Annotated in this window: 8 protein-coding genes; 1 reads left to right on the top strand and 7 read right to left on the bottom strand. The window is 49.9% G+C overall.

Features of this window, described 5'->3' with window-relative positions; genetic code table 11:
* Window positions 1-9: 9 nt before the first annotated feature.
* The 5 genes from HMPREF0980_RS11990 to HMPREF0980_RS11970 all read right to left on the bottom strand — a co-directional run bounded on the left by HMPREF0980_RS11990 (window position 10) and on the right by HMPREF0980_RS11970 (window position 8,522).
* Window positions 10-2,673, bottom strand: coding sequence for a cation-translocating P-type ATPase (locus HMPREF0980_RS11990; protein WP_049729676.1), 2,664 nt, complete (start codon window positions 2,671-2,673; stop codon window positions 10-12).
* 312 nt (window positions 2,674-2,985) lie between these two features.
* Complete coding sequence (locus HMPREF0980_RS11985) at window positions 2,986-4,149, bottom strand: iron-containing alcohol dehydrogenase (protein ID WP_049729330.1); 1,164 nt, start codon at window positions 4,147-4,149, stop codon at window positions 2,986-2,988.
* A gap of 15 nt (window positions 4,150-4,164) precedes the next feature.
* A complete protein-coding gene (locus HMPREF0980_RS11980; RefSeq protein WP_049729329.1) occupies window positions 4,165-5,328 on the bottom strand; it encodes an iron-containing alcohol dehydrogenase in 1,164 nt (387 codons plus the stop codon).
* 13 nt (window positions 5,329-5,341) lie between these two features.
* The gene (locus tag HMPREF0980_RS11975) at window positions 5,342-7,318 is read right to left on the bottom strand and encodes an oxidoreductase (protein ID WP_049729328.1); all 1,977 of its coding nucleotides are present in this window, start codon (window positions 7,316-7,318) and stop codon (window positions 5,342-5,344) included.
* Between the two features lie 22 nt (window positions 7,319-7,340).
* Complete coding sequence (locus tag HMPREF0980_RS11970; RefSeq protein ID WP_049729327.1) at window positions 7,341-8,522, bottom strand: MFS transporter; 1,182 nt, start codon at window positions 8,520-8,522, stop codon at window positions 7,341-7,343.
* Window positions 8,523-8,801: 279 nt separating this feature from the next.
* Between HMPREF0980_RS11970 and HMPREF0980_RS11965 the strand changes: the two genes are divergently transcribed.
* Entirely contained in the window at window positions 8,802-10,367 is a 1,566-nt protein-coding gene (locus HMPREF0980_RS11965) for a PucR family transcriptional regulator (RefSeq protein ID WP_049729326.1), read from the top strand.
* 355 nt (window positions 10,368-10,722) lie between these two features.
* On the opposite strand, the gene HMPREF0980_RS11960 is transcribed toward HMPREF0980_RS11965, so the two are convergent.
* Complete coding sequence (locus HMPREF0980_RS11960) at window positions 10,723-11,130, bottom strand: VOC family protein (RefSeq protein WP_049729325.1); 408 nt, start codon at window positions 11,128-11,130, stop codon at window positions 10,723-10,725.
* A 48-nt stretch (window positions 11,131-11,178) separates the two neighbouring features.
* Entirely contained in the window at window positions 11,179-12,012 is an 834-nt protein-coding gene (locus tag HMPREF0980_RS11955; RefSeq protein ID WP_049729324.1) for a helix-turn-helix domain-containing protein, read from the bottom strand.
* Between the last annotated feature and the right edge of the window lies 1 nt (window position 12,013).

Raw genomic sequence — 12,013 nt, 5'->3', positions numbered from 1 at the left:
GAAAGCCGCCTACTGCCGTCCCCGAGTATGACAGCGCTTTATCCATTTCACCACTTCCACCTGAACGACAGTGAACAGGGACAGTCCAGCTGTAACTCCCCACTGCGCGCCCGTGAGCACAGTGAGCCGGAATGCGTTCTGCAGAGCCGGAATGAAAAGTATACAGGCCATAAGCGCGGCAGAAGCCGCAAAAGTGATAAACAGCCATGGATTCAGCCCTTCCGCCCGCACCCAGACAGGTTCCGTGTTGGACCGCTCGTTAAAGGCACGTAGCATCTGGGAAAACGCCAGCGTACAAAAAGCCATCGTCTGCCCCGCGGCATGGGTGCCCGTCGTCTCTCCAATCCAATATGCAGCGGTTGTCATGGCCGCTACGAACAAGCCCTGTGCCACAACCCGGCGGACAAGTTCCTTCTCAAACAGAGTCCCCGATTTTACCGGCTGATGCTTCATGATATTCCTGCTTGCAGGATCTACCCCAAGTGCGAGCGCCGGCAGCGTCGCCGTAGCCAGATTCACCCAGAGGATATGCACCGCAAGCAGCGGAGCGTCAAAGTTAAAGACAGTTGCCGCCAATAAGGTCAGAATCTCCGCAATATTGCCGGCAAGCAGGAACTGGATCACCTTCTGTATATTCCGGTAAACCCTTCTTCCTTCCTTGATGGCATATGCAATCGTAGTAAAGCTGTCATCGAGCAGAATCATGTCGGAAGCCTCCTTGGCCACATCCGTGCCTGCCTCTCCCATCGCCACGCCGATATCTGCTGCTTTCAGAGCAGGGGAATCGTTCACTCCGTCACCTGTCATGGCAACTACTTCCCCGGTACTCTTTAACGCTTTTATGATACGCAGCTTATCCGCCGGCGACACACGGGCATATACAGAAGCAGTCCGCACAGATTCCTTCAGCGCCGCGTCGTCCATAGCATCCAGCTCTTCGCCGGATATGACTGTATCGCCGCTTTCATATATGCCAAGCTCCTTTGCTATGGCAAGGGCAGTCACTTTATGGTCTCCGGTGATCATGACCGTACGTATGCCTGCTTCCCTGCAGACGCGTACCGATTCCGCTACTTCCTTGCGCGGCGGGTCTATCATGCCAAGCGCGCCCACAAAGGTCATATCCTCCTCAACGTTTACGTCGTCATCCGATGGTATGGAAGATAGTGTCCTCAGACAGACTCCGAGCACCCGCAGGGCTTCTTCTGACATTCCGTGGCAGAGCTCTGCTATGTTGTCCCTGTCGGCCTTCGTCATGGGCCGTACCCCACGGGACGTCAGCATATGGCTGCACAGCGGCAGCAGCTCATCCACCGCTCCTTTCGTGTAGGCGATATAGGACCCGTCTATCCTGTGGACCGTCGTCATCCGCTTCCGCTCAGAGTCAAACGGCTGTTCAAACAGGCGCGGATATGCATCCTCTAACGATTCATGGTCTATGCCGAACTCCTGTGCCATATATATGAGCGCACCTTCTGTAGGATCACCGATGATCTCTCCGCTTCTGTCCGGGTCGATGCTTGCATCATTGCAGAGCGCCGCTGCGTACACCATCTCCCGGTACACTTCCGGATGCAGTCCTGCAGCTTCCCTGATTGGTGTGGGTCTCCTGGATTCAAAGTCCCCGTTCACCGCGATATGGGTCACGGTCATCTTATTGAGCGTAAGCGTACCTGTCTTATCACTGCAGATGACCGTTGCACTTCCAAGCGTCTCGACGGCCGGCAGCTTCCGTATAAGGGCATTCTTCTTTGCCATACGCTGTACACCCAACGCCATCACGATAGTAGCTGTAGCCGGCAGCCCTTCCGGAATGATGGATATAGCAAGAGAGATTGCCACGAGAAACTGTGGCACCAGCGGCCGTTCATATAGCGCCCCGATAATAAAAATAAGCACGCAGACGATAAGCCCCGCCACCGTAAGCGTCTTTCCCGCTGCATTCAGCTTCTGCTTCAGCGGAGTATCCAGCTCATCCTCATTGTCGAGCATGCCTGCGATACTCCCGACTTCCGTATCCATGCCTGTGGCAACCACCACGCCGGCAGCCCGGCCGTATGTGACTATAGAGGAATGATAAGCCATATTGCGGCGGTCTCCGAGGACAGTCGCCTCCGGGAGAATAATATGTGCTTCTTTCTCCGAGGGCAGAGACTCACCGGTCAGCGAAGCCTCCTGCACTTTCAGATTTGCAGCGTCTATCAGCCTTATGTCCGCCGGCACCATGTCACCGTCTCCTAAAAATACTACGTCGCCTGCAACGAGCTCCGCCGCAGGAACGATGCTTTCCTCTCCCTGCCGCAGGGCACGCGCGGTGAGAGCACTCATATTGCGGAGTGCTTCAAGGGAAGACTGTGCCTTCTTCTCCTGTACGATGCCAATGACTGCGTTGATTACTACAATCGCAAAAATTACAACCGCCTCCGTCCACTCTCTGAGTACGGCTGAAAAAGACGCCGCCCCTATGAGTATGAGTACCATAGGGTCCATAATCTGCCCTTTGAGCATCTGCGCAATCGTCTTCGGCGGTTTCTGGCGCAGTACATTGCGCCCGTTCTTTCTTAACCTTTCGGCCGCCTCGGCATCGCTCAGACCATTCGCGGAGGTATCAAGCTTTCTGTAAACCTCTTCCGTCTGTTCTGAATGCCAAGGCATCTGTCTGTGATTATCCATATTGGATATACCACTCCCTTCTTTTTTATTATTTATCTGATTGCCTATACCGGCAGAATCAGCAGAAAAAAACGCAAAAAGGCACAATCTGCCGCTCCCGGTTAAGAAGCGCAGATCATGCCTGTTATCTCCGTCCATTCTTGAATCAAACTATCATAATTATTACATTGTTCGCCGTCGCTACTGTCAGCGTCGTCCATAATATCGGCTATATCCTTTCCCTGCAAAATCATCATAAAATTATTTGTGCTTTATTATATGAGAAGTACACAGCAATGTCAACTACTTTTTACAATTCTTCAGACGACGATGCTAACCTTGATATGCCCTTTGCAGCACGGTTCTGATAACTTCTTCTGTAATCTGTCCGTCATACGCATAGGCGAGCGGGTCATTCTGGACAACCGGAAGCGCCTTCATTATCTGCTCTTCCGTCAATCCCTGTTCCTTCAGCGAAGGAATCCCTATGCTCTTAGAAAATGTACGGACCGCATCCGCCGCTTTTATCCCGATTTCCACAGGGCTGTCAGATAAGATTTCCGCTCCCATAATCGTTCCCAGCCTCTTCATCTTTTCTGGATACGCGTATGCCTGCAGTTCTATCACAGCAGGAGTCAGCACCGCACAACAGATGCCATGAGGCACATGGTACAGATGTCCCAGCGCATGTGCACAGGCATGACCGATATGGACTCCCGATTCATTGAAGGCGATTCCTGCGAGGCTGCTTGCAAATGCCAGGTTTTCCCTTGCCTCCTTGTCGCTGCCGTCGGTCACCGCTGCCGGCAGGTATGTCTTTACAAGGCGTATCGTCTCAAAGGCAAGCAGGTCTGAATGTGGCGTATTCTTCTTCTCTGCCAGCGCTTCGTTGGCATGGGACAGGGCATCCATTCCTGTGAATGCGGTGACGAACGGAGGCACCGACATCGTAAGCTCCGGATCTACGATAGCACAGTCTGCGGAACAGGGAAGCCCCACTTTTGCGTCCAGCCTGCTTGAGGTCACGACCGCCACAAATGTGCTCTCAGACCCGGTGCCCGCGGTCGTCGGTATAAGGATGAGCGGCAGCGGACGGTGCTGATACCGCTTAGTTCCCGACAGATATTCGACGACTTCTCCCAGTATGTCCAGTCCATTGGCCGCTGCTGCCGCTATCACTTTCGCCGTATCCAATACGCTCCCACCGCCCAACCCGATGATTCCGTCAATCTCATTCCCATCGATTATCCTGACGGCTTCCTCTACCGTCTCATCGGGACAGTCTGTCTGCGCTCCGTACCATGCCGTAACGCCGATTCCACTGTCCATTAATATACGTCCTAACTTGGCATCCAGCTTCGTCTGCCTGATACCTTCATCACAGACGAGCAGTATATTGCCCATCCCTGCCTCTTTTGCCTTTTGTCCGGCCTGCCCTACCGTTTTGCTGCCGAACAGTACCGGTGCTATCTGTTGATATACTCCTTGTCTCAGCACTGCTCCCACCTCACTTTATTCATCATATGCATCTGCCAGAATATCCAGCGCATCCTGTTCTGTCACTTCACCGCCAAATGCCATGCAGAGCGCGTCACCATAGAACATAGATTTGGCGGCCAGTACCTGTTCCTTCGTCAGACCGAGTTCCTTGAATGATTGAACCCCGACGGCCCGTGCAAACGTGCGCACGGCATCTGCAGCCTCTTTTCCTATCGTCTCTGAATCATCAGAAGTGATATCCGCTCCCATCAGCCTTCCTAATCTTTTCATTTTCTGTGGATACTTCTTTGCGGCAAACCGTATGACCGCAGGTGTCATATTGGCACAGCAGACGCCATGTGGAATATGGTACAGATGTCCAAGTGCATGGGCCGCAGAGTGGCCGATGTGGACTCCCGATTCATTGAAGGCGATTCCGGCAATACTGCTTGCAAATGCCAGATTGTCCCTCGCCTCCATGTCATTTCCGTCCTTTACCGCTGCCGGCAGGTTCTCACCCACAAGCCGTATCGCTTCATAGGCGAGCAAATCGGAATGGGGCGTATTCTTTTGTTCGGTCAACGCCTCGTTCGCATGTGACAGCGCATCCATACCGGTAAATGCCGTGATGTACGGCGGTACCGTCTTCATAAGGCTGGAATCAACGATACCATATGCGGGCGGTACGGGAAGGCCAATCTTGCAGTCCAGCTTTTCAGATGTTACAACCGCGACAAATGTGCTCTCCGAACCTGTCCCGGCCGTAGTCGGTATCTCGATTACCGGCACAGGTGTATTGGCATAGTCCTTCTGCCCTGTCAGATACAGTATGATGTCCTCCAGCACCTGATCGTCATTGGGTACAACGGCAGACACCGCCTTAGCCGTATCCAGCACGCTTCCGCCTCCGACTCCGACTACTCCGTCTATCCCCTCGCATCTCCCGATTGCAGCCGCTTTCTTCACGCTTTCTTCTGGGCAGTCCGTTTCTGCCTCCGCCCACAGGACAACCTCAATTCCCGACTGTTCCAATACATGCCGGACCTTTCCGGCAGCGCCTGCTTCCAGCACACCTTTATCTGTCACAAGCATAACCTTTTTACATCCAAGATCCTTCACTGTCTCACCGGCCCGCACAACTGTATCGTTTCCAAATAATACCGGGGCAAGCTGTGTGTATATTCCTGATTTCATCATATCATTTTCCTCCTTAATTTAATTGTGCAGCCGCCACATATCCGGTCCTGACAGCATTCTCTATTCTGCCCGCTTTCTTCGCATCTCCCAGATAGACTACTTTGTCAAAGGCTTTTTCCAGTTCTTCCTTCAGTTCCGTGTTGGATGCCGTGCCAAGCGATACGACAATAGCGTCAAAGTCATACTTCTCCCGCATCTTTGACTCCGTGTTTTCAAAGACAGCCGCCGTCCCGTCGATTTCCACAAGCCGGCGCCTCGGATATAGTTTTGTCCCATAGGAATCTATACGGCCCATCACATCAATGAGGTTCTGGAAGAAGATACCCGGCCCGATTTCATCCGCCATCTCGAATACCGTCACCTCATTTCCCTGTTCGCATAGCAGCTCTGCCGTCTCTATTCCCGTCATTCCCGAACCGACGACAGCAACTTTTTTATCCGTAAGGCCGACTGTTCCGTTTAAGATCTCTACAGGTGTATAGACGTTCTCCCCGTCAATCCCCCTGATGGACTTCGGCATGACCGGCTTGGACCCGTGGGATACGAATACCGCATACGGATGCAGCGCTTTTATATCATCTACGGTCGGTGCAGTATTCAGATGCAGCTCGACTTCAAGCTTTTCCATCTGGCATTTCTGGTAGTCGATGAGCCAGCCTGTCTTCTCCTTCTTGGGAGGTTTCGATGCGAGCACAATCTGTCCGCCCACTTCATTCTGCTTTTCGTAGACGACCGGACGGAACCCTCTCATCGCGAGGACTCTTGCCGCTTCCATACCGGCCGGGCCGGCGCCGATTACTGCCACGGTTCTCCCTCCACCGTCCCGTTTAAGCATCTCATCGCTGTATGTGTCTTCCCGGCATCCCTGGAAATTGATTGCACATCCCATCGGCACCTGACTCATATCGGCTGCCATGAGCGTCTCCATACAGTACAGGCAGGAAATGCACTTGCGTATTTCCTTTTCCCTGCCTTCCCGCGATTTGTTCACCCAGTCCGGATCTGCAAAAAAGGTCCGGGCAGAACCTATAAAGTCACAGTTCCCCTCTGACAGCATTTCCTCTGCATATTGCGGCTCCCGTATAACCGAGGCGGCGATAACCGGAATGCATACGGCTCTTTTCACTGCTGCCGCATTGTCCATCTTCCAGCCCTGGTCGAATCCTACCGGCTCCCAGGCCACGTTCATCGTCTCATATATGCCTGCGCTGACATCCAGCGCGTCAACTCCTTTTTCCTCCAGATGCTTAGCAATAGCCACTCCGTCCTCAAGGCAGAGACCTTCATCCGGACGACCGGCGTATTCCATATACTCATTTGCCGAGAATCGGACGATGACCGGATAATCGTCACCGCATTCTTTACGAACCGCGTCTATAATCTCATCCAGAAAGCGCATGCGGTTTTCAAAGGAACCACCGTACCTGTCGGTACGCTTGTTCGTATATGGGCTTAAGAACTGCCCGATGAGATAGCCATGCGCGCCGTGAAGCTCCACCGCATCCACTCCAGCCTCTTTCAAACGTTTCGCGCCGGCTGCAAACAGTCCGATCATCTCCTTCACTTCTTCTTCCGTCATCTCATGGGACGGCTGATGCACGCACTGGCATTCTGTCCTGCTTGAGGATTTCATGCTGTCCACTCCGTTAAGTTCTGCAATCCCCTGCCGGCCCGGATGATAGATCTGAACCGCCAGCACCGCGCCATATTTATGTATTTCATCTGCAAGCTTTTTTAAGCCTGGAATATACTTGTCGTCATCTACTGCTATCTGCTTCAGGTTCCCTTTTCCGGTCTTAAAATCAACACAGGCACATTCTGTAATGACAAGACCGACACCGCCTTTTGCCCTTGCCCCGTAAAAGGCCACATCCGTATCGGACACCGTCCCGTCTTCATTCGCGATGTGATTGCCCATGGCAGTCATGACAACTCTGTTTGGCACTACCATGGAACCGATTTTCTGGCTTGAAAATAATTTGTTATACATATAATCCTCTCCCTTTTTCGATTTATGATTCAGCCGCCGCCTTATTTTTCCGCATTCCCCAGACGAGCATGATAACCGTCAGCACAGCGGCAAGAAGGCCTGCCAGCATGAACGCGGCAAAGTTGACATTTGAGCCATTGCTGATCAGCGCTGTTAACGGATTGACGATGTAAGCGCATACACACTGTCCGAAATTCTGGGCACATGTCACGAGCGATATCGCCATCCCGACAGAAAACGGATCCACCGTATGTCCTGTATAAATCATGACACCAGGTACGATGACAGATACTGCCATACCTAAGAGCAGGCTTCCGATATGACACAATATCATATTGCCCGCGTAAGCCATGACGAAGTAAGACACCGCCAGCATCAGACAGCCGACCGCCACGGAACAGTGCCTGGACGCCCTGACAAGCCTGCTGTACAAAAGCCCCATCACAACTCCGCCCACTGCAAAGAATGCAAGTCCAAGGCCTGCGTCTGCCGCTGTCCCGAGCCCTCTTTCCTGAACGAGGAATGACAGGAAGATAGAGTATACCTGTATCGACACGAAGACTGCGAACATGAATACGACCCACAGCCATGTTGCTTTTGTCAGATGTACGGACTGCTTCTCCCCTGACACTTCATTTTTGGCTGCCACCTTCTGCATCGGAAGGACGAACAGCGCTGCCGCAAGCGTCAGTATAGCCATAATATGTACATAGAATACATAATTCCACTGGATATCCGCCAGCCATCCTCCTGCGAACACCATGACGGCCACTCCTCCCATCTGTGATGCCTGTAGCGTTCCCTGTACCTTCTGTTGTTCCTCTCCCGAAAAATTATCCGCAACCAAAGCGGTGCTCACAACCTGAGATATGCCTACCCCAACGCCGAGGACCGCCCTCATGACGAGGATAAGTCCGAAAGATGTCGTTAAGAACGCGGGAACCAGTCCTCCTGCAAGGAAGCAAACCGCTCCAGTAACCGCAATTATTTTTTTCGGCACATATTCCATCACTTTTCCTACAATCAGCGTTGTAGGTATGATAGCAAAACATGGCACAGATATAAGATTCTGAATCATCGTTTGTGACGCGTCGGGAAAGTTGGCACCAATCGTAGCCAGCGCGCTCGTAATCCCGATAACCCCCATCATAAGAAGTGCAATTGCATATATGCTTAATTTAATTCTGCCTTTTGCATTACCCATACCTTTCTCCTTCCTTTTTCTCTGATACACATATTGTTTAATTTCTAACGATATCGTCTATGTCACTATCTTACCTCATTGCACTTGTTAAATCATTATCAATACTTTTCAAAATAATATTTATTTTCAGTCTGAAATGAAAAATGTATTTGCAATATCTAACAGATTTGACGCAGCCCATTTGCAATAAACTGCAAATGAATTTCCTGCCGATTCCATTGTCTTTTTATTATCAAGAACGTATAATGGATATTAAATCAGTAGAAAGGTGGTTTTGTTATGACATTGACACTTACACGAATAGTGCATCATCTGGAAGCATACTCTCCCGACATCATAAAGGACTGTGATTATCCAATTTCTGCCGTACGCTTTTTCAGTAAAAGGGAGCTTTCTGTCGAACAAGGTGTGCTTTTTATAGGAAGTGCAAAAGAATTGCCGCCCATTCCTCCGGTAGGCCAGATATCTTTTATCGTGACTGGAAAGTCTGTTCCGGAATCTTATCTCTGCCCCGAGGCAGGATGTACCCTCGTCACCGTGCCTGACGGCACTGACCCGCATCAGTTGTGCAACACCGTGTGGAAGCTTCTGGAAGAAGAAGTCCATACTTCAAAAAATATTCTGAAACTGCTGAAAGTCAAAAAAAGTAAGACAACCTTACAGGAGCTGATGGATCTTGGATATGAAATACTTGGAAATCCGCTCCTTCTTGTAGATGTTTCCCTCTGCTTTATCGCGCACGCCGGAGGGAACAGCTCAAGCCAGGAGCCTCTATGGGAATGGACTTTGAGCAAAGGGTACGTCTCTGACCAATATATCAATCAGATTCATATGGATATGATGGAAGACCTGACCTCGGATTCTCCAAGAGATGATTTTATATGGGAAAAGGGAATCCTGAACCACAGCCAGCTCGTGTACAAGATCAACGACAATGGTAAGCCGCTGGCATATCTGAAAGTACTTGCTCTCAATAAACCGATTTCCAGAAGTGACGAGGACATCGTGGAGGCTCTCGGCAACTGCATCTTGTATTTCCTGCTCGAATCTACCAATACTTACACCCCCAGTTCGCCCCTCGCCGAATCCTTTTTCATTGCCCTGCTGAATGAAAAGCTGTATGACGAAGACGCCATAGAGGAACGTATACATCAGTTTAATATAAAGCTCTATGATTACATAACGATACTAGTAATCGAACTGGCGGAAGACTATATGCAGGATGTCAATAAGATCTATATGTTGAAAAGAGTTCTCCAGAACTTCCTTGCCAGAAACACGATCATCTACTATAAAGGCTGCCTTGTCGCCGTGTTCGACACGAAGACGGACACCTTGTTTACGGAATCGGATTACAGACAGTTCCATGGCCTTCTGGAAAAGCAGAACTGCCGGGCCGGAATCAGCTATACGTGCAGGAATCTCTACTCTCTGCCGGAACAGTTCTCCCAGGCTGTCTCCGCCCTGAATACATCTTGGAAGCTGCATCACAGGAACCGGATCGTCAGGTATTCGGATTACCTGCTCCAGCACATATTTTTAAACTATGCAGACCGGGAATCTCTGAATTATCTTATCCATCCGGCCATAACAGAGATATGGAAGATGGACACTGATAAACGGGATCTCTTTCTGGAGACGATACGGGGATATATCAACAGCGGCACAGAGATTTCGACCGCGTCAAAGAAAATGTACCTGAACTATAACACGCTGAAGTACAGGATAAACAGAATCGTGGAGATGACCGGCCTGGATTTTACGGATGCACAGACCATCTTCCGCCTGCAGCTCTCCTTCATGATACTCGACATGAAAAAGCAGATGCTGTCTGGCGATTCTTAGCACGTATTCTGCCATACTCTAAAGAAATGATAAGGCAGAAACTGATGCAGGAAGGAGAACGGCTGTTATGATGGTTATATCCGCTGCCGGAAACCGTGTCGAAGGACTTGCACTTTCAAAGCTGATGGGCCTTAGCTTTACAGGGCTTATCCTGATATGGTTTATACCTGCTCCCTATCATTATATCCTGGCTCTTCTCCCATCCTTCTGGATTGGAAAAATACTGATAGATGGAGCAGGTTTCCTTTGTATCCGGCTTGCTATCCTGCGCTATATGGATTGCCCTTTTTACAATAATATTCTTGAAAAGAGTGCAGTCCTGAATGGTGTTGGCAGCAGGATGCCACCGTTTGGGTTATACGCCGCTGGCATCGTTCAGTTCAAACAAATTACCTTCCGGGTCTCTGAAATAAGTACAGCGCATCCCCCATGCTTCGATGTATTGTGGTTCGCCAAGAAATGGCACGCCTGCTTCTTTCAGACGTAAATAGTCTCCGTCCAGGTCAGTCGTAGGGATAACCGCTGTGACAGTGTCCGGCTGCGTACCGGACTCCGGCTGTTCATACCCCCGGAACATCGGCATCGCTTCACCTGCAAATATAGCAAAGCAAGGTGCTGCATCCCTGCCTGCTGCAAAAGAAGTGTAAGGTCCGTTCCTATCGCCCCAAACCGGAATCAGGCCGATCTTCTCCGTGTAGAAGTCAAAGCATTCCCCATAATCTTTCCGCACGAGAACGCGGATTGTCGTTTCATTAAATTTCATCTTTGTAATTCCTCTCTTTCTGTGATACATTACAGAACTATTATAGATTTAATATTTTGCAATTTCACTGTAAAAATCGGACATATTCGACCTGTAAACCTGGGGCGTAATGCCGCACACGAGCCTGAAGTCCTTTACAAAATGGGATACATCATAATAATGCAGCTTTTCACATATGAATGCCAGGGGATTGCCCTTTTCATTCAGAAGCCGGATGGATCTGTTAATTCTCACCAATCTGGAAAAGGATTTCATACTCATACCGAGGTAAAGGTTAAACAGCCTGTTCAGATGTCTGGGTGAATAATAAGCCTTATCTGATATCTCTATAGAAGTTAGAATGCCTTCCATACGGATGATATCTCCAATCGCATGTGCAAGCTCCTCAGGGTATGGAAACCGAACACTCTGAATCAGCTTCTCTTCCATTCCACACAATAACTCATCTACCGTAACAGATGTTCTGAAAATGTCCATCATCGCCTTATCCAGAGAGCAATCCACCTCTGAAAAGGGCACGATCTTGTCAGTCAGCTCATTTTGATTCATCTTTTTAAAAGTGGAAAAGCCTGCAGGTTGAAATTCAATAATGAATATGACGTCACATCTATTTGCAATGTCACCTACTCTGACCGGCTTCGTAGCCGGCCCGAATATAAAACTATGAAGCTCAGTATGATAGTCAAAGAGCACAAGTGTAACGCTGCCATGGGGCATGACAGTATACGCGTCTGATATGGCCTGCCGGTCAGGAAAAGTGACCGTGAAATTGGATATGAGATTCCTGAGCTGCCCACATGGGAGCATGTATGCGAAATTATCTTCGCGTATCAGTATCTCTCTGTTTTCATTTATATGCTGTAAACTGCTTTTATCTATCATG

The organism is Dorea sp. D27, from assembly GCF_001185345.1.
Taxonomy (GTDB): Bacteria; Bacillota; Clostridia; order Lachnospirales; family Lachnospiraceae; genus Extibacter.
Note: the sequence above shows the minus strand (reverse complement) of the source record. Positions and strands in the feature narration are given on the sequence as shown.